This is a genomic window from Humidesulfovibrio mexicanus (assembly GCF_900188225.1).
In the GTDB taxonomy this organism is placed as follows: Bacteria; Desulfobacterota; Desulfovibrionia; order Desulfovibrionales; family Desulfovibrionaceae; genus Humidesulfovibrio; species Humidesulfovibrio mexicanus.
Genome location: NZ_FZOC01000012.1, coordinates 1 through 24,571, shown reverse-complemented (window position 1 = coordinate 24,571; position 24,571 = coordinate 1). Strand labels below are relative to the sequence as shown.

The 24,571-nt window shown below is 67.9% G+C and carries 21 protein-coding genes, 1 tRNA gene and 1 pseudogene; 21 read left to right on the top strand and 2 right to left on the bottom strand.

All coding sequences use genetic code 11. The features are described from left to right. The first annotated feature begins 180 nt into the window (after positions 1-180). The 14 genes from CHB73_RS16205 (at position 181) to CHB73_RS16140 (ending at position 13,849) form a co-directional block, all read left to right on the top strand. Positions 181-1,293: a GGDEF domain-containing protein gene (locus CHB73_RS16205; RefSeq protein ID WP_179217104.1), complete on the top strand. Its 1,113-nt coding sequence runs from the start codon at positions 181-183 to the stop codon at positions 1,291-1,293. Next, positions 1,293-2,582 (top strand): PP2C family protein-serine/threonine phosphatase, encoded by a 1,290-nt coding sequence (locus CHB73_RS16200; protein WP_089275648.1) that lies wholly within the window; start codon positions 1,293-1,295, stop codon positions 2,580-2,582. Before CHB73_RS16205 ends, CHB73_RS16200 begins: the two co-directional genes overlap by 1 nt. After that, positions 2,579-3,124, top strand: a complete 546-nt coding sequence (locus tag CHB73_RS16195) for a SiaB family protein kinase (RefSeq protein WP_089275647.1) — start codon at positions 2,579-2,581, stop codon at positions 3,122-3,124. The genes CHB73_RS16200 and CHB73_RS16195 overlap by 4 nt, the downstream gene beginning before the upstream one ends. A 15-nt stretch (positions 3,125-3,139) precedes the next feature. Next, positions 3,140-3,520, top strand: coding sequence for a DUF1987 domain-containing protein (locus CHB73_RS16190; protein ID WP_089275646.1), 381 nt, complete (start codon positions 3,140-3,142; stop codon positions 3,518-3,520). A gap of 98 nt (positions 3,521-3,618) precedes the next feature. Beyond that, positions 3,619-5,880 carry a heavy metal translocating P-type ATPase gene (locus tag CHB73_RS16185; RefSeq protein ID WP_089275645.1) on the top strand — a complete coding sequence of 754 codons (2,262 nt, stop codon included), beginning with the start codon at positions 3,619-3,621 and terminating at the stop codon, positions 5,878-5,880. Continuing rightward, positions 5,877-6,200, top strand: coding sequence for a hypothetical protein (locus CHB73_RS16180; protein WP_089275644.1), 324 nt, complete (start codon positions 5,877-5,879; stop codon positions 6,198-6,200). Before CHB73_RS16185 ends, CHB73_RS16180 begins: the two co-directional genes overlap by 4 nt. A gap of 41 nt (positions 6,201-6,241) precedes the next feature. Beyond that, complete coding sequence (locus CHB73_RS16175) at positions 6,242-7,024, top strand: hypothetical protein (protein WP_089275643.1); 783 nt, start codon at positions 6,242-6,244, stop codon at positions 7,022-7,024. A gap of 2 nt (positions 7,025-7,026) precedes the next feature. After that, positions 7,027-7,530: a magnetosome protein MamC gene (locus CHB73_RS16955; protein WP_089275642.1), complete on the top strand. Its 504-nt coding sequence runs from the start codon at positions 7,027-7,029 to the stop codon at positions 7,528-7,530. 27 nt (positions 7,531-7,557) lie between these two features. Next, positions 7,558-7,974 carry a YtxH domain-containing protein gene (locus CHB73_RS16950; protein WP_179217103.1) on the top strand — a complete coding sequence of 139 codons (417 nt, stop codon included), beginning with the start codon at positions 7,558-7,560 and terminating at the stop codon, positions 7,972-7,974. Between the two features lie 2 nt (positions 7,975-7,976). Beyond that, positions 7,977-8,279: a hypothetical protein gene (locus CHB73_RS16160; protein WP_218819455.1), complete on the top strand. Its 303-nt coding sequence runs from the start codon at positions 7,977-7,979 to the stop codon at positions 8,277-8,279. Beyond that, the gene (locus CHB73_RS16155) at positions 8,258-10,405 is read left to right on the top strand and encodes a heavy metal translocating P-type ATPase (protein ID WP_089275641.1); all 2,148 of its coding nucleotides are present in this window, start codon (positions 8,258-8,260) and stop codon (positions 10,403-10,405) included. Before CHB73_RS16160 ends, CHB73_RS16155 begins: the two co-directional genes overlap by 22 nt. A gap of 9 nt (positions 10,406-10,414) precedes the next feature. Next, on the top strand, positions 10,415-11,179 hold the full coding sequence (locus CHB73_RS16150; RefSeq protein WP_089275640.1) for a FeoA domain-containing protein: 765 nt from the start codon (positions 10,415-10,417) through the stop codon (positions 11,177-11,179). After that, a complete protein-coding gene (locus tag CHB73_RS16145; protein ID WP_089275639.1) occupies positions 11,176-11,622 on the top strand; it encodes a Fur family transcriptional regulator in 447 nt (148 codons plus the stop codon). Before CHB73_RS16150 ends, CHB73_RS16145 begins: the two co-directional genes overlap by 4 nt. 4 nt (positions 11,623-11,626) lie before the next feature. Continuing rightward, positions 11,627-13,849: a heavy metal translocating P-type ATPase gene (locus tag CHB73_RS16140; RefSeq protein WP_089275638.1), complete on the top strand. Its 2,223-nt coding sequence runs from the start codon at positions 11,627-11,629 to the stop codon at positions 13,847-13,849. On the opposite strand, the gene CHB73_RS16945 is transcribed toward CHB73_RS16140, so the two are convergent. Beyond that, the gene (locus tag CHB73_RS16945; RefSeq protein ID WP_089275637.1) at positions 13,846-14,184 is read right to left on the bottom strand and encodes a hypothetical protein; all 339 of its coding nucleotides are present in this window, start codon (positions 14,182-14,184) and stop codon (positions 13,846-13,848) included. The genes CHB73_RS16140 and CHB73_RS16945 overlap by 4 nt on opposite strands. Positions 14,185-14,416: 232 nt before the next feature. Here CHB73_RS16945 and CHB73_RS16130 point away from each other — a divergent pair, with 232 nt between their 5' ends. The 7 genes from CHB73_RS16130 to CHB73_RS16100 all read left to right on the top strand — a co-directional run bounded on the left by CHB73_RS16130 (position 14,417) and on the right by CHB73_RS16100 (position 24,140). Further along, a complete protein-coding gene (locus tag CHB73_RS16130; RefSeq protein WP_235641639.1) occupies positions 14,417-14,761 on the top strand; it encodes a FeoA family protein in 345 nt (114 codons plus the stop codon). Further along, a complete protein-coding gene (feoB, locus tag CHB73_RS16125; protein ID WP_089275636.1) occupies positions 14,758-17,355 on the top strand; it encodes a ferrous iron transport protein B in 2,598 nt (865 codons plus the stop codon). The genes CHB73_RS16130 and feoB overlap by 4 nt, the downstream gene beginning before the upstream one ends. Before the next feature lie 284 nt (positions 17,356-17,639). After that, positions 17,640-21,053: an autotransporter outer membrane beta-barrel domain-containing protein gene (locus CHB73_RS16120; protein ID WP_089275635.1), complete on the top strand. Its 3,414-nt coding sequence runs from the start codon at positions 17,640-17,642 to the stop codon at positions 21,051-21,053. 138 nt (positions 21,054-21,191) lie between these two features. After that, positions 21,192-21,267: transfer RNA gene (locus CHB73_RS16115), tRNA-Ala, on the top strand. A 290-nt stretch (positions 21,268-21,557) separates the two neighbouring features. Next, the gene (locus tag CHB73_RS16110) at positions 21,558-22,730 is read left to right on the top strand and encodes an RHS repeat domain-containing protein (protein WP_179217102.1); all 1,173 of its coding nucleotides are present in this window, start codon (positions 21,558-21,560) and stop codon (positions 22,728-22,730) included. 483 nt (positions 22,731-23,213) lie between these two features. Then, entirely contained in the window at positions 23,214-23,648 is a 435-nt protein-coding gene (locus tag CHB73_RS16105; protein ID WP_179217101.1) for a hypothetical protein, read from the top strand. A 27-nt stretch (positions 23,649-23,675) separates the two neighbouring features. Beyond that, positions 23,676-24,140, top strand: coding sequence for a hypothetical protein (locus CHB73_RS16100; RefSeq protein ID WP_089275632.1), 465 nt, complete (start codon positions 23,676-23,678; stop codon positions 24,138-24,140). A 101-nt stretch (positions 24,141-24,241) separates the two neighbouring features. Here the strand turns inward: CHB73_RS16100 and CHB73_RS16095 are convergent. Beyond that, positions 24,242-24,571, bottom strand: a pseudogene (locus tag CHB73_RS16095) (hypothetical protein); the annotation flags it as partial.

Below are 24,571 nucleotides of genomic sequence, written 5' to 3'. Positions count from 1 at the left end.
GGAGCAAAAATACCCCAAAACGATCCGCTCTCCTGCCGAATGCGCAGAAACCGGCTTCAGCACTCGCTTCAGACCGGCCTCGCCGGGCCAGTTCCGCGGCATTCAACACAAAAATCATCATTGACTTTGAACATCATTTTCAATTATACACAGGCCAACGACGGAAGCAAAGGACATGCGGTGGCCAACGACGTTTTTTTCCGCGAAGAAAATTTTCTGCGAAAAGCCCAGCACGATCTGCTCATCCGGCAGGAAGGGAGCGCGGCGCAGGGAATACGCGCCGAGCTGGTGCAGGAATACGCACGGCTCTTCCGCCATGCGCGCCGCATGGCCGGCATGGGCGACCGGATGCAGCGCACCCTGAATGATTTGAACCACCGCCTGGCCGCGAGCGAGGAACGCTATCGGGGCATCTTTGAAAACGTGGTGGAGGGCATTTTTCGCGCGCGCGGCGCCGCCGCCGATGCCGTGCTGGTGGAAGCCAACCCGGCCCTGGATTCCATGCTGGGCCGCACGGCGGACATGGCGCCGCTTGCGGAGGGAATGCGCGTGGGCGCGCTTTTCGCCAGCCCAGCGGAACGCGAGGGCTTTGCCCAGCGCCTTGCCGAAACGGGCAGGGTTCGGGGCTTTCCGGCGGAGATACTCCGGCCCGACGGCACGCGTTTCTGGGCGGAGTTGAGCGCCAGCATTCTGCCCGAAGGCGGCGCGGACGCCGAAGGACCGGGAATGGTGGTCGTGGTGGCCGATGTCACCGAGCGCCGCAGGATGATGGAAGAAATTTACCGTCTGGCCCGCACCGACAGCCTCACCGGACTGTGGAACCGCGGCTACTTCATGGACATGGCCCAGCGCGAGCTGGCCCGCGTGCGGCGCGAACGCCAGCCCGCATCCATCATCATGGTCGACGCCGACCACTTCAAGCGCGTGAACGACACCCACGGCCACCAGGTCGGGGACGAGGCCCTGCGCTGCCTGGCCAGGGTGCTCTCGGACAGCGTGCGCGAGGCCGACCTCCCCGCGCGGCTGGGCGGCGAGGAGTTCGTCGTGCTGCTGCCCGGCGCGGAGCGCGCCGCCGCAACCGCCGTGGCCGAACGCATCCGCTCGACCATCCGCGAAACGTGCCTGCGCTGCCCGTCCGGGGACTGCTTTTGCCTCACGGTGAGTCTCGGCGTGGCCATAAGCCCCTGCGCCCAGGACAGCCTCGAACACCTCATCCGCCGGGCCGACGCCGCACTCTATGCCGCGAAGAACGCGGGGAGAAACCGCGTGGAGCTGTGCGAGGGAGCCGCCTGATGAAGCCGTCCCGCCCCATGGATCAAGCGTCTCCGGCCATGGACATGCGCGCCCGGCCCACCCCGGCCGACCGCCTTCTGGACGCCCTGGCCGAGATGCCTGTGCGCCGCAAGGTCACGGCCACGCTGCTGCTGCTCGGAGTGGCGGCGCCGCTCGGCTTCCTGCTCGCCCTTCACGGGTCCGGGCGCGAAGCCGCGACCTCGGCCCTGGTGCTGTTCCTGGCGGCCATGCTCATCCTGCTCGCCCCGCTTTCCGCATTTTCCAGCCACGTGCTGGCCCTGCGCAGCATCCGCAGCCTGAACCGGCAGTGCCAGCGCCTCAAGCAGGGAGACTTCGCCCTGGACGACCTGCCCCCGGAACGCGGCGAAGAACACGACTTCCAGCGCCTCAAGCGCAATCTGCATTGGATGGGCTACGCTCTCAAGAATCGCGAGGAACGCCTGGCCGGGGCGGTGGCGGAATTGGCTGACGCCCAGCGCCAGATAGGGGAAAGCATCGAATACGCAAGCCAGATCCAGCGCGCCTTTCTGCCCGGCCAGGCGGACATCGCCGCCGTGCTGGAAGAGGCCGCTGGCCCTGGCGGAGCCACGCACGTTCTTGCCCTGCGGCAGTTGGGGGCCGTTGGCGGCGACGCCTGCTGGGCCCGCTCCTTTCCCGGCGGCTTCTGGCTTGCGGTCATAGACTGCACGGGCCACGGCGTCCCCGGAGCCTTCTTGACCCTCATCGTGCACGCGCTCTTCGATCGCGCGGCCCGCGCAGAGGAGGAATCCGGCGCGGAGGCAAGCCCCGGAGCGCTGCTCTCGCGGGTCAACCGCCTCATCAAGGAAGCCCTTGGGCAGACCGGAGCCGACGCCCTGTCCGACGACGGCATGGACTGTTCCCTGTGCCGCGTGGACCTTGCCGCCGGACGGCTGACCTTCGCCGGGGCCAGGGGCGCGCTCTACATCGCCACCGGGGGAGCAACGCGCGTGGTGAAGGGCACGCCGCGCGGCGCAGGCTATGTGCGCACCCCGCGGGAAGCCCGCTTCAATGACGTGGACATGCCCCTTGAGCCGAACGCCCGCTACTGCATGACCACCGATGGGCTTGTGGACCAACCCGGCGGCGCGGACCGCCTTCCCTTCGGGCGCAGAAGGCTCATGGACCTTTTGGCCGAAGGCGCGCGCACCCCGCTTGCGGACCTGGGACAAACCCTTCTGGACCGGTTCGACGCATACCGCGGGGCCGAGACGCAGCGCGACGACATCACCGCCCTGGCCTTTGAAATCCACGCAAGGAGCGCGCAATGACGGGCGAATTGTTCGACTACTACGAAAACCTGCGCAAAAGCGGCGTCATCCTCTACTTCAACGGCCCCGTGTCCCAGCCCGTGGTGGAGGGCATGGCCGAGCTGATGCGCGAAAAGATGCGCGCCGAGGACGCAGGCATGGCCATGATGCAGAAGGTCTTCGCCATCCTGGTGGAGCAGATGCAGAACATCGTGCGCTACTCCGCCGATCGCGCCAGCGGTCGGGACCGGGACGCCCTGGCCCACGGTCAGGTGGTGGTCGGGCGCGAGGAGGACGGCCGGTTCTTCGTGGCTTGCGGCAACCGCGTGCGCAGCGGCGAATGCGCCGAACTGGCCCGGCGCATCGAGCACATCCGGGGGCTGAGCGGACCGGCCCTGAAGGACCACTACCGCGCCATGCGCCGGGCGCAAGCCCCGCAAGGCTCCCTCGGGGCGGGCCTGGGCCTCATCGAAATGGCGAGGCAATCCGCACGGCCCCTCGATTTTCGTATCACCCCACTGGACACGGACACGTCCTTCTTCGCCATGAAGGTCGTGGCCTAGGAGGTCCGCACGCGCATGACACGCCTCACCATAGAGGGCACGAAGTCCTCGCCACGCATCGATTTCGACCCCGATACCGGACGCCTTGCCATCCACGGCGAGTCGTACCCGGAAAACTGCCAGCGCTTTTACGGCCCTGCGCTGGCCTGGCTGGAGGAGTACCTCCGGGAGCAGCGGGCGCAGCGCCTGACCCTGGACATGGAGGTCGGCTACTTCAACAGCTCCACCTCCAAGACCTTCATGGACCTCTTCGACATGCTGGACCAGGAAGCCGCCAATGGCCGGTCCGTCGAGGTGAACTGGCGCTACCATGCCCAAAACGAGATGGCCCAGGAATGCGGCGAGGAATTCATGCAGGACCTGAGCGGGCTGCGCTTCAACCTGGTTCCCCTATGACGTTGAGACGCCAATGAAAACGAAATCGGCCTTCACGATGGAGAACGACAGTCAACACCACACATTGCAGACATCCTTCAATAAGGTAATGTAGAACAATGGCAAAACATCCGCTTACCATCCTGCACACGCTGCCCGGTCGCACCCGTTTGGGCGGCCCGGCCCTCAAACGCAATCCCGGCCTGGGCGAGCTGCTTTCCGGACGGCTGAACGGCCTGGCCGGAATGCACGGCCTGCGCCTGAACCTGGCCTGCGGCAGCCTCGTGGTCCTGCACGATGCCGAGCTGCTTCCGGCGCAGGCGCTGCTGGCCGAGGCCCTGGCCTGCCTGCCGCGCCAGACCCGCCCCCTGCCCGGCCAGCCCCTGTGCCGCACCCCCCTGTGCGCTCCGGCCGCTGCGGGGGCATCCTGCGGGGCCTGCGACACCCCGGCCTGCGCCTGCGCCGCCACGAAAAAAGGCTGCGACCCCGTGCGCCCCGCGCTGCGGCGCTTTGTGGCCAGCAGCGCGGTAATGGGCGTGGTGTTCTTCCGCTCGACCGTGCTTGGCGTGGCCACAAGCGCCAGCCTGTTCAGCCCGCTGGGCCTGGCCGCCCTGGCCGCGAGCCTGCCCCTTTTGCGCAAGGCCGCCCGGCAGTTACGCCGCCGCAAGGTCACCCTGGAAAGTTTCCTGGGCGCGGGCGTGGTGGCCGCCGTGGCCGCAGGAGAGGCCCTCACCGCCATGGAAATCCTCTGGGTGCAGTCCGGCGCGGACCTGCTCTCGGCCTGGGTAACGGAACGCTCCCGGCGCTCCATAGCGGGCATTCTGCGGCAAAGCGCGCACCACACCTTCATCCTGGTGGAGGGGGTGGAGGTGGAGGCCGAGGTGGACTCCCTGGTCCCCGGCGACGTGGTGGTGCTGCACACGGGCGAAAAGGTCTGCGTGGACGGGGTCATCGTCCACGGGCAGGCCCTGCTGGACGAGTCGCCCATCACCGGCCGGGCCGACAGCGTGCTCAAGGCCGCAGGCGACCGGGTGCTTGCGGGAACCTTCGTGCGCGAGGGCGTGGTCAACGTGCGCGCCCACGAGGTGGGCGACCGCACCTACCTGGCCCGGGTGCTCCGTCAGGTGGAGGACGCCATCGAAAACCGCGCGCCCATAGAGGGCGTGGCCGACCAGCTGGCCCAACGCATGGTGCGCATCGGCTTCTGGGCCACGGGCGGCACCCTGCTGTTGACCGGCAGCCTGTGGCGGGCCTTCACGGTGATGCTGGTCATGGCCTGCCCCTGCGCCACGGTGCTGGCGGCCAGCACCGCCGTCAGCGCCGCCATGAGCGCCGCCGCCTCGCGCGGCATCCTCATCAAGGGCGGCCGCTACCTGGAAGAAGTCGGCAAACTCGACACCCTGTGCTTCGACAAGACCGGCACCCTGACCACCATGCAGCCCGAGCTCTGTCGCATTCTCCCCCTGGCCGGGGTGGACGAGGACGAACTGCTGCATCTGGCCGTCTCGGTGGAGGCGCACAACCACCATCCTCTGGCCCAGGCCGTGAAGGCCGAGGCCGAAAGGCGCGGGGTTTCCGCCACGCCGCACCACGTGTGCCAGTACTTCATGGGCATGGGAATGCGGGCCGAGGTGGGCGAGAACGAACTGCTGCTGGGCAACCGCAGGCTCATGGAACGCCATGGCGTGAACCTGGGCCAAAGCGCGGCCAGGGCCCAAAGCTGGCGCGCCCGTGGCCTCACCGTGCTGACCATGGCCAGGGATGGTGAGGTCATCGGCCTCTTCGCCTTCGACAACACCATCCGCCCCGAAAGCGAAGCCGTGCTCCACGGCCTGCGCAAAGGCGGCGCCGCCAGGGTGGAGATCGTCACCGGTGACGAGGCCGGAGCGGCCCAGGCCCTGGCCGCGCGGCTCGGCATCGACGGCGTGCACGCGGGCCTGCTGCCCGAGGACAAGGCGGCCATCGTGCGCGACATGCGGGCGAACGGCGCGCGCGTACTCATGGTGGGCGACGGCATCAACGACGCCCTGGCCCTCGCAGAGGCCGACGTGGGCGTGGCCGTGGGCGTTGGCGGCAGCGAGGCCGCCATCGAAGCGGCGGACATCGCGCTCGTGGGCGACGACCTCACGGGCCTCAACTACGTGCAGGCGCTTTCGCGCCAGACCCTGGCCGTGGCGCGGCAGAACTTCATGCTTGCCACCAGCACCAACATCGGCGGCGCGGCCATGGGGGCCCTGGGGCTGCTTTCGCCCGTGGCGGCCGGAATGCTGCACATCATCCACACAGCCGGCGTGCTGGCCAATTCCGCGCGCCTGCTGCGCTTCCAGCACACGCCCCCTGCCCTGCCGCCGCAAAGCGAAGCCAACAAGGAGAACGCATGAACATCGGCGACATCATCGCCCTGCGCGACTGCCTGACCGTGGCCCACCACGTGCCCGGCCGCATCCGCATCCGTTTCAGCCTGGCCCTGCTGGCCCGGCCCGAGGCCAAGGCACTTTTGGCCGCCAGCGGCGACGGCCGCGGCGTGCCCGGCTTTCGGGGCATGAGGCTGAACGCCGCAGCCCGCTCGGTGGTCATCGAATACGACCCCGTGGTCATCCCCCCGGACAAGCTGGACGAGGCGCTCACAACCGGCGACCGGCCGAGGCTGGCCGCCCTGGTGGAGGAGTTCACGGCGCTGGCGGCCCAGGCCGCGCGTTGAGGCGAACATTTCGGAATCACCACTGCACACAGGAGGAGAACATGAGCAAGGACGAACAGAAGGGCGAAGCCCAGGCCATGGGCGCGGACGGTGCCATGGGACAAATGGGGCAAATGGGCCAGATGGGCCAGCAGCAGTACATGGGCCAGCCCGCCAGCCCCGCTGGCGTGCAGCCCCAGCACCAGTTCCAGCCCCAGTACATGGGCCAGCCGCAATACGGCGCGCCCATGGGCGGCTTCATGGGCCAGCCGTATCAGCAGCCCATGCAGGCCCCGCAGGGCTATGGCCAGCCACAATACCAGCCCCAGTACGGCGCCATGGGACAGCAGCCACAGCAGCCCATGCAACAGCCCGCGCAGGGTTTCATGGGCCAGTCGCAGTACGGCGCGCCCATGGGCGGCTTCATGGGCCAGCCGCAGTATCAGCCCCAGTTTGCGGGCTCCCAGCCTCAGGGCCAGTTCATGGGCCAGCAGGGCGGCGCCATGGGCCAGTCCTCCGGCGCAAGCGGCCACGACGCCAAATCCGCCGAGGACCGGCTGCACGACAAGAACCAGTTCGGCCAGCAGAACGGCCCGGACATGGGCCAGATGTACGGCATGGTGCAGGACGTGCTCAAGGGCGACGCCGATCCCGGCCGCATCATGAGCTTCCTGCAGGCCTCCGGCGGGGACTTCTGGAAGGGCGCCATCGTCGGCGCTGCCGCCGTGCTGCTTTTGACCAACGGCGCGGTGAAGGACGCCCTCGCGGGCGTCGTCGGCTCCATGTTCGGCCAGAAGGCCGCTGACGAAACCGGCGCGGCCGCGCCCGAAACCGAGGAGGCCTAGCCATGTCCCATGACAACAAAACAGCCCGCGCCGTTTCCCCCGCAACCGCCGGAGCCATGCTCTTCGGCGCCGTGGTTGGCGGCGTCGCCGCGGCAGCGGCCAACGTCCGCAAGGTCAAGAATGGCGAGATGAGCGCCAGCCAGGCCGCCCTGCGCTCCCTGCGCGAGGCCGGAACGACTGGCGTCGCCTCCGGCGTGGGCGTGGCCGCCATGGCCGCCCTGCGCGTGGGCGGCGTGGTCGGCCTGGCGGGCATTGCCACCGTGGCCGTCGGCACCAAGTACCTGCTCGATTCCGTCATCGACGGCGTGTTGGCGAAAACCGGCAAGGCCCCTGCGGCGCCCCTGGCCGCTTCGACCCCGGCTGCCAAAGCCGCCGTTCCCGCCGTGTCCAATCCGGCCGCCAGGCCTGCGGCGAAGCCCGTCCGCAAGGCCGCCAAGCCCAAGGCCGCGCCCAAGGCCGCCAAGCCCAAGGCCGCGCCCAAGGCTGAAGCCTTCATCACCGAATAATTCCGCAGGCGCAAAAGGAGACCCCACATGAGCGACCAGACCTACGGTTCCTATCCTCCTTCCGGAGCGGCCGGATACCAGTACGCCCAACAGCCCCAGTACGCCCAGCAGGCCTATGCCCAGGCCCAGTACGATCCGGCCTTTGCGCAGCCCCAGTACGCGCAGCAGTACCCGTTGCAGCAGCACATCCAGCAGGCCGACGCCTCGCGCGTCCAGGCCGACGCCCCGGGCACGGGCCTGGCCTCCTGGTTCAACGTCACGCAGCCCGCCTACCTGAAAGGCCTGCTCCTCGGCGCGGGCGTGGCGCTGGTGCTGACCAACCCCACCGTGCAGAAGGCGCTTGTGGGCGGCGCGGTGCGCGTGTGGGCCGCGGTGCAGGGCGGCATCGAGGAAGTCAAGGAACAGATAGAGGACGTGAAGGCGGAACTGAGCCGGGAGGGCTAGCCGTGGCCGAGCGCAAAAAGTCGGCCGTCGTCAAGGCCGCCGCCACAGCCGGGGGGGGCGGCAAGCCTCCCGCCAAGGCGGCCGGACCGTGCCTGAGCATGGCCCAACAGCGCAAGCTGGCCAAAGACGCCATGACGATCAGCATGGCCGTGCTCACCGTCACGGCCATGACCGGGGTGCGCAGGCGCGGGCTGTCGCGCTCGCTGCACCTGGCAAGCGGCGTGGCGCTTATCGGCTTCAGCCTGTGGCACAACAGCCTCTACACAAGCAAAAAGGCGGCGAAATGTCCGGATACCGCACAGTAGCCTCCCCCGCGGGGCGGCGCAGGCGGGTGCAGGTGGTCCACGAGACCCCGAAACGCCTGCGGCTGCGCACCTCGGCCTTGTCCGATCCCTCGCTGGACACCGGATTCCTGGAGGGCATGTTGGAGGCGGTTCCCGGCGTGGTCAACGCACGGGTGAACCCGGCCGCCTCCTGCGTGACGGTGCGCCACGACGGGGGCGAAGCGGTGCGCGCCCGCGTGCTGGCCATGGTGGAGGACATCCCCGGGGAGGCCTTCCTGCCCGGACATGGCCGCGCGCGGCCCCTGGCCCTGCCCACGGTGGTGGGCCAGGGGCTGGCGGCGGCGGCCACGCCGTTCTTGCCAAGCAGCGTGGCCGCGCCCCTGGGCTTGGCCTTGGGGCTGCCCACCATCGCCCAGGGAATGGGCACGCTGCTCTCCGAGGGCGTGAAGGTGGAGGTGCTGGACGCGGCGGCCGTGGGCGCATCGCTCTTGCGCGGCGACACCTTCACCGCCAGCGCCATCGTGGCCATGCTGGGCCTGGGGAACTGGCTGGAACAATGGACCACGCAGAAGTCCGACCAGCTTCTGAAAGACCTGCTGCGGCCACAGGTGGAGTCCGTGTGGGTGGAGCGCGATGCGCACGAAGAGCGCATCAGCTTCGCGGACCTGCGCATCGGGGATGTGATCATCTGCGGCGCGGGCGAGCTGATCCCCGTGGACGGCGTGGTGGTGGACGGCGAGGCCGCGGTGAACCGCAGCTCCATCACCGGGGAAAGCCTGCCCGTGCACGCGGAGCTTGGGACCGAGGTGCTCTCCGGCTCCCTGGTGGAGGACGGACGCCTCAAGATCGCGGCCAGCACCGTGGGCTCGGAAACAAGCATGGCCCGCACCCGCCGCTTTCTGCAGAACTCCCTGCGCAGCAAATCCGCCTCGCAGAAGCACTCCGACGAGCTGGCCGACCGCCTGGTTCCCGTGACCCTGGCCCTGGGCCTTGGGCTCTTCGTGCTCACGCGCGATGTGCGCCGGGCCTCGGCCGTGCTTACCGTGGACTACTCCTGCGCCCTCAAGCTGGCCGCGCCCGTGGCCGTAAAAAGCGGAATGCACGCCGCCGGGCACCGGGGCGTGCTGCTGAAGGGCGGGCAGGCCCTGGACAACCTGGCCGCCATCGACACCCTGGTCTTCGACAAGACCGGCACACTGACGCGCGGGGATTTGCGCGTCACCGACGTGCTGCCCCTGGACCCGGCGCTGACCGGGCCGGAGCTGCTGGCCCTGGCCGCCGGGGCCGAGGAGCACTACTCCCACCCGGTTGCCCGCGCCGTTGTGGCCGAGGCCAAGGCAAGGGGCCTTGCGCTGCCGCCCATCAGCCAGGTGGACTTCATCGTGGCCCACGGGGTTTCGGCCTTCGTGGACGGCGACCGCGTGCTTGTGGGCAGCCGCCACTTCCTGGAGGACGATGAAGGCGTGGACTGCGCCGCCGCGGACACGCCCGGAAAGCTGCTGCGCGGCGAGGGCAAGAGCCTCCTGTGCGTGGCCAGGGCGGGCAGGCTGGCCGGGCTCATCGCCCTGCGCGACGAACCCCGTCCGGAAGCGGCCGAGGCCCTGCAAAAGCTGCGCGCACGCGGCATCACGCGCATCGTGGTGCTCACCGGCGACCACCGGGAAACCGCCCTGGCCGTGCTCAAGGGCTTTGACGTGGACGAGATCCGCTGGGAGCTCAAGCCCGAGGACAAGGCCGACATCGTGCGCGAGTTGCAAAGCCAAGGCCGCAAACTGGCCTTCGCTGGTGATGGCGTCAACGACGCGCCAGCCCTGCTTACCGCCGATGTTGGGGTGTGTATGCCCGGCGGGGCGGACCTGGCCCGCGAAAGCGCCCAGGTCGTGCTGCTGGAGGACAACCTCCTGGCCCTGGTCACCGCCCGGGACATCGCCGCCCGCACCCGTCGCGTGCTCACCAACAGCTTCCGTACGGCTGTTGGGGTGAACTCCGCCGTCATGCTGCTGGCCGCCGCGGGCAGGCTTTCTCCCGTCACCTCCGCAATTCTGCACAACGCCTGCACACTGGGCATTCTCGGCTATGCGGCCCTTTCCGGGGGATCCGCAACCGGCGCGAAGGCCCACACGGGCGAACCCCAACCCCAAGCCTAGGAGCGATGCATGGAAGCGAATCTGGCCCATGCCCCCTGCGGCGTGCCCCTCACGGTGACGCGCGTGGCCGACGAACGGCTGGAAATCCAGCTGGGGCGCATGGGCATACAGCCCGGAAGCGCGGTGACGCGTCTGGATGAAGAGGTGGCCCTGAACACCGTGCGCCTGCGCGGCCCCAAGGGCGAGGTGCTTCTGGGCGGCGGCATGGGCGGCAAGGTGGTGGTGCATCTGGACGATGGCCGCATGGCCCCGCTCACGGAGCTGTCTCCGGGAGAATCCGGGCACATCGAGGCCGTCACCGGCGGGGAAAGCCTGGCCGCGACCCTGGCCGCCCTGGGCCTGAAGGACGACGACCGCATCACCATGGTCCGCGCGCTGCCGCCCATGGAATACGTCGCCAGGGTGACGGGCCGGGGCCGCGTGCGCCTGCCGGAAGGCATGGCCGCCAAGATCCTGGGCCGCATGGGCGAATTGGAATGCCAGTTCGCCAACGCCCAGGCCGGGGCGGAGTTCGTCGTCACGCGCATCCTGGGCGGAGAGCGCGCCCGCAAGGCCATCGCCGCCCTGGACATCGCCGTGGGCGACCATCTGGTGCTCGACCACGTGTCCAAGGCCTCCAGCTACCGCATGACCGCCGGGGATCGCGTGGTGCTCTCCAGCCGGGGAGGGCTGCGGCTCTTTCTCCGGCGCGACCAGGCCGACCTGGTCATCGTGCGCTGGGCCGGACAGGTCCAGCAAGAGCCCCACCTTCGCCCGGCCGAGGAGGAACGATGAAGCCCCCCCATGAAGTCTTTCTGGAATACCTGCGCAGGAAAGGCCTCAACATGACGCCCCAGCGGGCCGTCATCGTGGAGACCTTTCTGGCCACGGAAGGCCACTTCTCCTGCGACGAGCTGAGCGCGCGCGTGCGCCGCGCGGATCCGGCCATCGGCCAGGCCACGGTGTACCGCACCTTGAAGCTCCTGGTGGACTCCGGCCTCGCCAGCCACCTTGCCGCGGGCGACGGCCCGGTGCTGTACGAGCACAGCTACGGCCACGAGCACCACGACCATCTCGTCTGCCTGGACTGCGGGGCAAAGGTGGAGATCGTCGACCCGGTGATCGAAACCCGCCAGGAACACCTTGCGGCCGAGCACGGCTTCGTGCTCACCCGGCACAGCATGATCCTCTACGGCCTGTGCCCCCGCTGCGGCGGCAAGACCGGCGGACGGTCCTAGCTCCGTGGGCTCGCCCTCCCCGCTCGCGCCATCGGCCGCACGGCCCAGACTGCTGCACCGCAGTCCGGGACGCCTGCGCCTGGGCTGGACGGGCCTCCGGCATCCGGACCTGCGGACGGACTACCTGGAGGCCTGGCTGGCGCACCGCGCCGGGCTGGCCCAGGTGCGCGTCAACGCGGCCGGGGGCTGCCTGGTGGCCCGGTTCGACGAAGACGGAGGCGAACGGCCTGGCGTGTTCGAGGACATCGCCGCCGCCCTGGCCTCCCTTCCGCCCGAGGCCTACGCCGCGCGCCAGCCGCAGACGACGCGCCAGCCGCGCCGCCTGGCCGATGCGCTTGCCGCCTCGGCCCTGGCGGCGGGGGGGATGTTCCTGCCACCGGCCCCGCGCATGGCGCTCGCCACGGCCATGGCGGCTCCGGTGCTGCTGCGCGGCGCGGACTCCCTGGCCAACCAGGGGCTCAAGGCCAAAAGCCTGGACATGGCCTCGGTGGGCTTCGCCCTGGCCACGGGCGACAGCTCCTCGGCCCTGGGCATATGCGCCATGGTCGTGATGGGCGAATACCTGCGCCAAGCGACGGAGGACAAGGCCGGGGCCCTGCTCCGGACCCTGCTCGCCCCGCCGGTGGAAACCGTGCGCGTGGAGCGCGTCGCCCCGGACGGCCGCCCGGAGGAAATCCGGCTTCCCGCGGAATCGGTGCGCCCCGGAGACCTGGTGCTGGCGGGAACCGGAGAGATGCTGGCCGTGGACGGCGTGGTGGAGCGCGGCGCGGCGCTGGTGGACAAGGGCGTCATCAGCGGCGAATCCGCGCCCGTGGAAACCGTTCCCGGCGACGAGGTTCCCGCCGGAGCAGTGGTGGCCCATGGCTCCCTGGCCGTGCGCGCCGTGCGCACCGGGGCCGAATGCGCCACCGCGCGCATCGCCTCGCTTATGGACAAAAGCCTGCGCGAAAAATCGCGGCCGGAACGCCTGAGCGACCGTCTGGCCGACCGTCTGGCGCCCTTGAGCCTTCTTTTTGGCGCGGGCATTTATGCCGCCACGGGCAGCGCCAGCCGCGCCCTGTCCGTGCTCACGGTGGACTACGCCTGCTCGGTCAAGCTCTCGGCCCCGGTGGTGGTGAAGGCCACCATGCACACGGCCGCCCGCGCGGGCATCCTCGTCAAGGGCGGCAGCGCCCTGGACGAACTGGCCCGCGCCGACACCATCGTCTTCGACAAGACCGGCACGCTGACCACCGGCCGCATGACCGTGGCCGACATCGTTCTTGCGCCCGGCAGCGGCCTGGACGAAAACGAGCTTGTGCGGCTGGCCGCCTCGGCCGAGGAACGCTGGACGCATCCCGTGGCCCGCGCCTTCGCGGCGGAGGCGAAACGGCGGGGACTGGCGCTTCTGCCCGCCTGCGACGCGGACTGCGCCACGGGCCTGGGCGCGCGCGCCCAGGTGGGGGCGTCGGGCAGCCGCCGCGACGTGGCCGTTGGCAGCGCGCGCTTTCTGGTCCAGTCCTGCGGCGAAAACGCCTTGTGTTCCCAGGAACATCCTTTGCGCGCCCAAGGCAAGACCCTGGTCCATGTGGCCGTGGACGGACGCCCCGCGGGCATGGTGGCCCTGCGCGACGAGCTGCGCCTCGAGGCCGGAGAAGTCATTGCGGCGTTGCGCAGGCGCGGAGTGCGCCGTGTGCTGCTGCTCACGGGCGACCACCAGGACGCGGCGGAAGCGGTCCTGGCCGGGCTTGACGGTCCCGCCGCGCCGGACGAGGTCCGCGCGGGGCTGACGCCGGACGACAAGGAAGCCGCAGTGCGCGCGCTGCGCCAGTCCGGCGCGCGGGTGGCCGTGGTGGGCGACGGCGTCAACGACGCTCCGGCCCTGCTGGCTGGAGATGTGGGCGTCTGCGTGGCCGGGGACGAACTCGGCGACGGAACCGTGGCCGCCCTCACGCGCGATGCGGCCGGCATCGTGCTGCTGCGCGGCGGTCTGCACGGCCTGCTCACCGCCCGCGATGCAGCGGAACGCGCCGGACGCGTGCTGCGCGGCTGTTTTGCCACAGGCGTCGCGGTCAACTCGGCCCTGCTTGTGGCGGCGGCGACGGGGAGGCTCTCCCCGCTGACCGCGGCGGCCCTGCACAATGGAACCACCTTCGCCATCCTTTCCGCAGCAGGCCTGGCCTCTGGCCGCCCTCTGCCCGCCGCCGGTCCGGAACGCTTTCCGGACCGGGCGGACAAGAGTCTCTAGGCTTCCGCAGCAGCGGGCTTGGCCGAAGCCTTGGCCACCGACTTGGCAGCGGGCTTGGCGCTAGACTTGGCAGCGGGCTTGGCGCTAGACTTGGCAGCGGGCTTGGCAGCCTTGGGCGTCTCGATGTCCGCCCGCGCCTCGGCCACCATGTCGCAAACGCCCTGCTTCATGGTCGAGGCCTTCTCGCCCAGCCAGTCCGCAGCCTTCACCCCGCCGCGCACCGCTCCCACAAGCACCGGCCGCAGCTTCTCGGACCTGAGGGCGGCATAGGCGGCCAGTCCCAGCAACGCCGTTCCCGCCACGGCGACCACGCCAAAACGTATATGCAGTCCCATTGTATCGACCTCCAGCTTGGCGCGATGCTCCGCCGCCCAATCCTGCGGGCAACGCGAGACTCTGCGCCGTTTGCGCAACCATGCCCCCTTTCCGTCAGCGGTGCAAATCGTGAGACGAATTTTCATTGTGCCTGCACGCACGTTGACAGCGCCGGTTCGTCGGATTAATCGAAATTGAAATTCAATCTCACCAAAGCTGTCCACAAGACGGCCTGATCCCAAAGAGGTGCCCATGAACATGCTGGAGACGGTTGTCGGGCGGTGCGCACACCCCGCCGAGCCGAAGGACGACGCGGCGGACGCGCAGCCCGGCCTGGAACCCCTGGCGGCCCAGGGGGAAGGCGTGCACTGCGTGCTGTGCCGCCTGCCCGAGGCGGACCGCCTGGGCCAGCGCCTTGCGGACATGGGTTTCTGCCCCGGCGCGGCGTTGCGCGTGGTGCGCCGCGCGCCGCTGGGCGATCCCCTTGAAATCGACCTGGAAGGCGCGCGCATCTGCATCCGCGCCGCAGAAGCGGAGCAGGTGCTGGTGCACAGGCTGGCGCAGACCGGCAACACGCATCCGGGGGCGCGCCCGTGAGCCGCCAAAGCCATCTTGTGGCCCTTGCGGGCCAGCCAAACTGCGGCAAGTCCACCCTGTTCAACATGCTCACCGGGGCGCGCCAGCATGTGGCCAACTACCCCGGCGTCACGGTGGAAAAGCGCTCCGGCCGCACGCGGGTCGGGCGCTACGAACTGGAGCTGGTGGACCTGCCGGGCATCTACGGACTGACATCGTACTCCCTGGAAGAGCGCGTGGCCCGCGACTTTCTGCTGCACGACAGGCCGCGCGCCGTGCTTGCCGTGCTGGACGCCGCAAACCTGCGGCGGGGGCTGTACCTGGTGCTCCAGTTGCTGGAGATGGGCTTGCCGCTCGCCGTGGACGTGAACATGACCGACGTGGCCGAGCGCCGGGGAACCCCGGTTGACGCCGAGGCGCTCTCTCGCGCGCTGGGCGTGCCCGTGGTCCGCTCCGTGGGCTCGCGCGGGACGGGCGCGCAGGACATCAGAATGGTCCTGGCGGAGCTCATCCAGAGGCAGCCGCAGTCCCGATCAGGACACATCCTCGACTACGGTCCTCTGGAAGAGGCCATCGCCCCGCTTGAGGCGGCGATACACGAGGAGGTGCGCCTGCGCGTGGCCTATTCCGCGCGCTGGCTGGCCATAAAACTTCTTGAGGGCGACGAGGCCGCCTGTGAACTGCTTGAGCGTCTGCACACATCCCCGGCGCGGGTGCGCAACCTGTGCCTGGAATTGCGCGCGGCCTTCGCTTCCGGCGCGGGCATGGACCCGGCGCGGCATGTGGCCGCAGTGCGCAACCGGGCCGCGCGTAATGTGGCCGCCCACGCGCAGATGGCGCCGTCTGCGCAGTGCCGGACCACCGTCACCGAGCGTCTGGACGCCGTGGTCCTGCATCGGTTCTGGGGGCCTGTGTTCCTGGTCGGGGTGCTGCTGGCCCTCTACCAGGCGGCCATCGGCGTGGGCGACGGGCTGGGCGAGGAACTTCGCGGCGCGCTCACGTCCGTGGAGGACTGGGTGGGGCTGGCGCTGCCCGCCCAGGGCTTTCTGGAGGACCCGCTGCTGCGCTCCCTGGGCATCTGGACCGTGCAGGGGGTCACGGCCATTCTGGGCTATCTGCCGGTGTTCCTGCTGCTCTTCGGCTGCATCGCCCTGCTGGAGGACAGCGGCTACATGCCGCGCATGGCCTTTCTGCTGGACAGGCTCTTCCGCCGCTTCGGCCTGCACGGCCAGTCCACCCTGCCGCTGATTCTGGGCGGCGTGTACCTGGGCGGCTGCGCCATCCCGGCCATCATGACCACGCGCGGCATTCCGGACGAGCGCGCGCGGCTCACCACCATACTCGTCGCGCCCATGATGAACTGCCTTGCCAAGGTGCCCCTGCACCTGATCCTCATTGGCGCCTATTTCGCGGACACCCAGGGCCTGGCCCTGTTCTTCATCTCCACGGTCACGCTGTTCATGGCCCTGCCCGTGGCCAAGGCCCTGTCGCTCACGGCGGCCAGTTCGCTCCCCCGCGCGCCCTTCCTCATGGAACTGCCGCCCTATCACCTGCCCACCGCGCGGGCGGTGGCCGCGCGCGCCCTGGAGCGCAGCCTGCTGTTCGTGAAGAAGATCATGGGCGTGGTGCTGGCCGTTTCCGTTGTGGTCTTCGCGCTCATCACCTTCCCCGGCCTGGACGAGGCAGACGCCCAACGCTCCCGCAAGGCCGGCGACGCTGCCCTGGAGCGCTTTCTTGCCGAGGCCCGCGCCTTGCCCGGCCTGGAGGGCCTGAACCAGGCGGAAACGGTGCGCCTGCTGGCCTTTGCCGCAGACTGGCGCTCCGAGCGCGCCGCGGCGGAAACCCCCGCCGCCCAGTCCGTGGTGGACAGCCGCTTTGCGGCGAAAAACCCGTTGTGGCTGGCCCTGGCGGCGGGGCAAAGCCCCTCTGCCCAGGGCCCGGCCAAGGCCCTGCGCGACCTGGCCGCCACGCGCAAGGCCCTGCGCGCGGAACTGCGCCAAAAGGTCTTCGCCGCAAGCTTCCTGGGCATGGCGGGCCGCGCGCTGGAACCGGTGACCCGCGCTGCGGGCTTTGACTGGCGCATCAACATCGCCCTGCTCTCGGCCTTCGCCGCCAAAGAGAACGCCGCCATGAGCCTGGGGGCCATCTATGGCCTGGAGGCCGGGGAGGAGGACGAGCCCTCCCCGGCGGACCTGCTGGCTGCGGAAGGCGAGGTCATGCCCGTGGCCGGAGCCCCGGCGGCGGCGGAGCGCGGCGTGGAGGCGGGAATGCTGGCCGGGTCGGGCTTCACCCCCCTGCACGCCCTGTCGCTCATGCTGTTCATGGCCCTGTATCCGCCCTGCCTGCCCGCAGCCATGACCGTACGCCTGGCCAGCGGCAGCACGCGCTGGATGCTCTTCTCCATGGCCTTCCAGACTTTGCTGGGCCTGGCCGTGGCGAGCCTGGTGTACACCGGCGCAAAGCTGCTCGGCCTTTCCGGCTGGCAGGCCATGTGGGCCTTCTACGCCCTGTGCGTAGCGGCCACCCTCGGCATGGCCCTGCTGCCGGAGGAGCGCCGCCGAAAGGCTCGCGCCACGGACAGCGTCCGCTCCGCCCCGGCGCTCCGGGCGCAGTAGCCGCCCACCCTGGCGCGGCGCTCCCAGGGCCTGCGGTTCTTTTGCCGCAGGCCCTTTTTATTTGACCGCACAGCCCGGCACCCCGCCATACGTATTTTTTCGGCCAGCAGCGTTGGACTACGTATTTCTCAGCAGAACCAACCCGCGAACCGCCTTTCGGGGCTGCGCTTTCTTGCGATTTCGGGTACGTTGGGCGCAATTGAAAACCATGTAGCGTCCAGCCGCTCCTTGGGCGCATACGCCGGGGGCCGCAAAGCCGCGCCCAAACCAAAAGAATCACAATCATGCTCCGAAAAATCATCGCCCCGCTCCTGGCCCTGCTGCTCTGCGCCGCCGCCGCCCATGCCGCCACGCCCTACAACATGGGACCATTCGTCCTGTACGTGCGCAGCACCGGAGAAAGCTTTCACGAGGAGGAGGGGACCAAGACCGCCACCGGCGACTTCTCCGCCGCCGAGCTGGCCAGCATACGGGGCGGCATGGACTACTGGGTGGAGCGCCTGGGCAGCCAGTTCGACTCGAAGCTCATCGTCAACCTGGCCAAGGTGGCCAACGCCAGCGGCTCCGCCTACAGCTGGAGCCCCGACACGGGCAGGGCCGACGAGGACGCCCTGCTCTACATCGCCCGGGGGCAGTACCACGCCCCGCTCCCCGCCTACGGCTACCACACGGGGATCGTTTTCGAGGTCGACTACACCACCACTCCCACGCGCCTGCTGCTGGACGACAACTCCATCACCTCCACCATGACCCACGAAATGATGCACGCCCTGGGCATGGGGGGGACGCTGCATGCGGCGGACGAAAGCGCGGCCTCGTGGGAGCTGACCAAATGGACCATCAACGCCGACTCCGCCTGGGGTTCGCGCCTGTACGACGTCAACGGGGTCCGGGCCGTCACCGGCACAACGGTCTTCGATCCGGCCAGATCCGCCGCGCGCTCCAACGGCGACTTCGTCATGCCGAACCTGAACGCCGACCCCACCCAGGCCATGGCCGCGCATCCGGGCCAGGTAAGCTTTTTCCCCACCTTCCACGGCGACGCGGTGGACGCCCTCACCGGGGGCAAGGGAATGCCTGTCATGGCCGGACTCTACGGCAACTACGACCTGGACGAAGGCAACGTGCTGGGGCACCCGGCCTTGCTCGGCTCCATCATGTCCTACTCCCCAATACGCAATATGCTCTTCACCGAGCTTGAGCTCGCCGTGCTCAAGGACATGGGCTACTCCATCACCCTCTCGGAGTTCTTCGGCAAGAGCTACTTCCCCACCAACCTTGGCGGCTTCTTGACCACTGACACGGCCATGCCAGCCGGGCGCTCCGGAGCCTACTTGGCGGAAAGCGCGGCCACGGTGGTCAACACCCTGGGATTCAACGGCGCGGCCTCCTACGCCACGGGCCTGCACGTGTACCGCGACCGGCTGGACGTCACCCAGGCGGCGGACATCAACGCCAGCGGGCACGGTGCCGGGGGCATACGCGTGGACGGCGTGGGCAACACCGTCACCGTGCCCGCTGGGGTCACGGTGGCGGCCGACGGCTCGTACGGAACCGGCGTGCTGGTGTCCTATGGCAGGGAAAACGTCCTGAACCTCGACGGCCGGGTTTCCGCCGCAGGCGACATGGGCATCGGCGTGCACATGGGCATAGGCATGGACGGTGTGGTCTCCTACTTCCACAAAGCGGGCGTGAACGCCCTCACCAACGCCGACGACCGCTACTTCTACAACAAGATGGGCTCGGACCTGAACGGCGCCCTTGTAAGCGAGCTGAACATCTCCGGCACGCTGTCCGGCAACTTGGCCGCGGTCAAGATCGAGGACGACTCCCATGTGGCGGCCATAAACCTCAAGCGAGGGGCCAGCCTGGACGGCGACATCCTCTCGGCCTGGAATCCCTGGAAGAGCACATTCATCCCCGGAGCGGCCAGCGGCTACGTCACGCAGCTCAACGTGGGCGTGCTGGACGCGGCCCTCACCCCGGACCCGGCCTTCTCCATGCGCTACGACGACGACATCACCGGCCCTGCAGGCATCAGCCTGAACGTCAAGGGCGGGGTCTTCGCCTTCAACGGCGAATTCAAGGGCCTGGACGCCACCGTGGACGCCGGGGCCACCCTGAAGGGCTCGGGCAGCTACCTGCTCTACGGCGACGGCACGGATCCCAGACAGGCGGCGGCGGGCCAGGGCGCGCTGGTGAACAACGGCACCGTGGCCCCGGGGAACAGCATCGGCACCATGAACATAGACGGCGACTTCACCAATAACGGCGACCTGCGCATGGAGTTCAACGATGCAGGCCAGTCCGACACCATCACAGCCAGCGGGGCCTTTGTGCACAACGGCGGGACCGGCGCCACCGTCACGGTGACGCCCGAGGCAGGCTACTACCTGGGCACGGTGACCATCCCCTTCGCCGGGATGTTCAGCGGCGGCGCTGGCAGCTCCCTGCCCACGGGCATAGACGCCCTGGCCGCGCCCAGCTCGCCCACCCTCACCATGGTGCTCTCCGCCGGGCCGGTGTACACCGTCACCACCACGCGCGCGGCGGCGGCCTACAGCCAGTTCGCCTCCAGCGGCAACGCCGCCGGGGTGGGCAAGGCCCTGGACGCCCTCTCCGGCCAGGCCACGGGCGACATGCAGAACCTGCTGGCCGCACTCGACTTCTCCGCCGCCGACGGTTCCGGCATCGCCGCAGCCCTGCAGCAGCTCTCGCCCCAGGCCTTCAACAGCGCCGCCCAGGCCTCCCTGGACGGCAACCAGATGCTCACGGGTTCGCTCCTCGGTGCCATGCTGGCCGCCCCGGCCCCGGCCATGGCGGGCCGCAGCTCCGGCCAGGAGCAGGAACCCTGGACCGCCTTCGTCATGCCCTACGGCGGCAGCCAGACAAGCAAGACCATCGGCTCCACGCCCGGCTACTCCGGTTCGGACGTGGGGCTTTTCGGCGGGGTGGAGCGCAGCTTCGACGGCGGTCTCACCGCGGGCCTGCACGCAGCCTATTCCCACCGGCAGGTGGACACGCGACTGGGGCTGGGGTCGCAGACCCGCACCGACGGCCTGCACCTGGGCGCACAGGCCCTGCTGCGGCCAGCGGCCTGGGGCGGCGGCTTCGTGTACGGCATCGGCCGCGTGGGCATTGAGAACAGCGCCTCCGAGCGCAAGGTGGTTGCTGGCGGCTTCCGGCGCACCAGCCGGGGCGAATGGGTGGGCCTTGCGGGCGCGGCCAGCCTGGGCGCGGGCTGGGGCTGGACGCTCGGCCCCCTGAGCATCGGCCCCGTGGCCGGGCTGGACTACGGCTGGTCCTGGCGGCCGGGTTTCGAGGAGCGCGGCGGCGGCGCGGCCGACCTCAAGCTCGAATCCGCCGGAACGCAGACCCTGCGCTCGGCCCTGGGAATGCAAACGGGCATCGGCGCAGATGTGGGTGGCGGATACGGACTGGAGGCCGGGCTCAGCGCGCGTTGGATGCGCGAACTCCTCGGCGGCGGGCACACGTCGAAGGCCTCCTTCGTCAGCAACGGCTCGCAGTCCTTCGAGGCCATGGCCCCCACCACCGGGCGCGACAGCCTGGCCCTGCAGGGGGACCTGACGCTCTTGCGCGGCGGCGACTTCAGCTGCACGGCCTTCGCGGGCACGGAGCTCTTCCGCACGGGCTATTCGTCCATCCTGGGCGGCGTCACCCTGGGCTGGGCCTTTTAGCGCCGCCTGCTTCCGATCGCCCCCGGCGACACTCCACGGTCCACGGCCGGAGCCAACATTTCCTTTTTCCAGCAAGATTGGCGCAAAATCCTTGACACGCCCCCCCACATGCGGCTAGACAGTGCTTCCCAACGGTGTGGGGCTGTAGCTCAGTTGGGAGAGCGCTTGAATGGCATTCAAGAGGCCGTGGGTTCAATTCCCTCCAGCTCCACCACTAAAGAAAAGCAAGGGCTTGCGAAGCGATTCGCAAGCCCTTTTTCGTTGCTGCACGACAGCGTCGCTGTGAGCGCGCACGATAAATGAGAATCCGTGTCATTCAAGTCGAGAACGCGGGCCGGGGGTTGCGCTGCTCTACGCGTTTCCCCCCTCAACCCCTGTCAACACGCTATTCTTTTCCTTTTACCGGCCAAAACCATGCCTTTTTTGCCGACCTTCAAACCTCTCGCTATCCTTGCACAAGTTGCGTCGGGCATCCTGCCCGGCGCGCAAAAGCAAGGAGATTCAATGACCACGCCCGCGCCCTCCCCATTCCTTCTGATTAAACGCGACGCCAGAGACCCCCGAAGGGGGCGCATCGCAGAGCGCACCCTGAACCTCGGCGGCGAGGCCGAAATCCGGCGTTACGCGTATGATTCCGCCGGTCGCCTCGCCCGCGTCGCCGATGGCTCGGGCGGCCTGCTGGAGTCCTACCAGTACGACCACGAAGGTCGCCGCCTCGCCGACATCAACCCGCAGCGCATCCCACTTGGAGGATGTCGGGGCGAGCGGCGCTACAGCTACAGCCTGGGCGACCGGCTGCTCCAGGCCGGACCCGTCCAGTACGGCCACGCCAAGGCGGGCTTCCGCAACCTGAAGATTGAGGACACTTCCTCAAATCCACGCGAGACTCGATACCAGTACGAACCTTCGGGTCTGCTGCTGCGGGTGGACCTGCCGGACGGCAGGCGCATCGAATACGCCTACGACGCCAAGGGCCAGCGCACCGAGAAACGTGTGAATGGGGGCATTGTCGAAGCTTATCGCTGGCTCGATCCGCTGCGGCTCTCGGAATTTCACGACGGACGCGAGTGGTGGCGGCTGGCGTACCTTGAGGGCCGGACGCCCGTTGGCGTGACGAACGGCGACGACTCGTATTTGCTGTGCTGCGACCAAGTCGGCACACCGCTGGCCCTTGCCACAGTGGATGGCCATACTGTACAAACGATGCAATACGACAGCTTCGGCAACCTGTTGCAGGTCCGGGGCGATGTGGTGCGCCTGCCCATAGGCTTCGCAGGCGGGCAATATGACGCCGACACCGGCCTGACGCGTTTTGTCTGGCGCGACTACGACGCCGACACCGGCCGCTTCACCGCCCTCGACCCCGTGGGCGCAAAAGGCGGAGATGATGACTGGTACGGCTATTGCGTCGATGACCCGGTCAATAGGACGGATGCGTGTGGGCTGGAAAGCGAGGGCGCAAAGGGCGGCGACAAGCCGTACTACTGCAGGTGGTCCAAATGTGACGACAACGGGACGTTGCAAGGTGACTATAAACCGATTGAGGGCGATAAAGCCGCCCTGCCTTTCCTGTTGGACTTTTCCGTTCCGGTCGGCGGAAAGCGGTACACTATTTTACCGTCGGAGATTGATCCTTTCCGGGAATACTACGAGCGGAACCAAAAGGAAGAAGACTAACATCTGGCGATAGCGGGGTGCCGTCGTGAAGGACGCTTGGTTTGTTGTGGAAGTATTCTGTTTTTTGCATCTCCTTGATGCCTTTAGAAGTATGCGAGCGACATTGTGCGATCCAATACTCCTCGCAATCGTCGTCGGCGTCACTGGGGCAACGCTCCTTCTTACATGGCTTACCTTCAGGGCAAAACGATGGGCAAGTCGCATACTCGCCCTCTACATAATCTCCAATGCCGTTTACTTCACCTGGGTAAATGGATTCAAGCCCCCTGGGTTCGACATATACCGAGCGTACAACATTCTTGTACATACGTACTTTTTCATCGGTGCCATCAAGCTCTGGCGCATCAAGGAACTCCCGACACGCTTCACTGATCCACCAGTGGAGCCTCCTGTGCATAGTTGATTCGAATGGGGCGGAGAGTCTTTGGACTCCCCGCCCTGCTTTGTGACGCCGACACCGGTCGCTTCACCGCCCTTGACCCCATGGGCGCAAAGGGCGGAGATACGGATTGGTACGGCTATTGTGTCGACGATCCGGTGAATCGGGTGGACGTGTGGGGGCTGGAAGTGCAGGTATGCAAACGGCCTGTGGACGTTGATAATGATTTTGTGCGTAACGTTGCGGACCACTACTTCATCAAGACGGACAGTACGGAATCGGGCATGGGCATTCCTGGCCGGGCCGCCAACCAAAGCGACAGCATCAACGATCTCTTTGCCCAAACGCAATGGGTCGACCACACCGGACAATCAAAGCGGCCTGACACGAAATGCTGGACTGTGCCCAACGTTGATGAGCAATGCGTCGACGCGTTGATACGCCCTGGAAACGATACCGGCAGGTGGCTCCCTGGAATCAATGACTGTCACACAAACCCCACGGAAGTGCTGGACTATTGCAGAACGGATGTGCCATAGGCGCACGCGGCCAGCAGGGAGCGAAACATGAAAAGATGGCTTCCATTGCTGTTCCTTTGTGTCACCCTGCTGGCCAACGTCGCCGAGCGATTGTACTTCGATCGTTTTCTTGACGGCTGGAGCCCTGGAGCTGTGTACAGCCTCCCTGCATGGGGAGGGCTCTTCGTCACCTTCTCCATCCCTGCCAGTTTGATTCTGCTGTGGTGGGCGTGGCGGCCATGTCCGCAAGCCCTTGCCTCCTTGTCGCGTACTCGCAGGGTTGCAGGCAATATATTGCTCGTGCTGACCCTTTTGCTATGGTCGCAGTTCCTGTACCGAGCCCTGTTCGCGGCATGGCTCACAGCCACTCCCGTGTCAGACCCATTGATTTGGAAAAAACAATTTGCGCGCATGGCCAACTATGCCGCCTGCACCTTGGGCCTTGGCGGGACGCTTTCGCTCTGGCTCAAAGGCGTTCGCATGCCTCCTTACTTGAACCGCCAGGCGAAATAATCGTAACGTGGGCTCTGTCCTTTCTCTGGTTGCCCAACTTTCCAAATGAAGGGGCTTGCCTCCGCAAAGGCAAGCCCCTTCATCTTTGCCGTGTCAAATCCTCATGCCACCTGAACCGGCCTGACACGGTCAACCAACCGCAGCGGCGTCTCCTGCGCGGTTCCGAGCTTCGGCAACAGTGCGGCCGCCTTTTCCGTCTCCGAGGAATGCGGTTCGTAGTAGTTTTTTATGATCATGCGCACACTGGTGCCGGCCAAGTGGGCGATGGCGGAAATCTCCACCTGCTTGTCGAGCATTGTCGTGATCCAAAGGTGCCGGATGTCGTACGGGCAGACATCGTAATCCAACTCGGCACGCTTGGCGGCATTGCTGAAGGCCGTGCCGATGTCGGCAACCGGATTGCCTTGATATTCGATGAGATGTCCACTCTT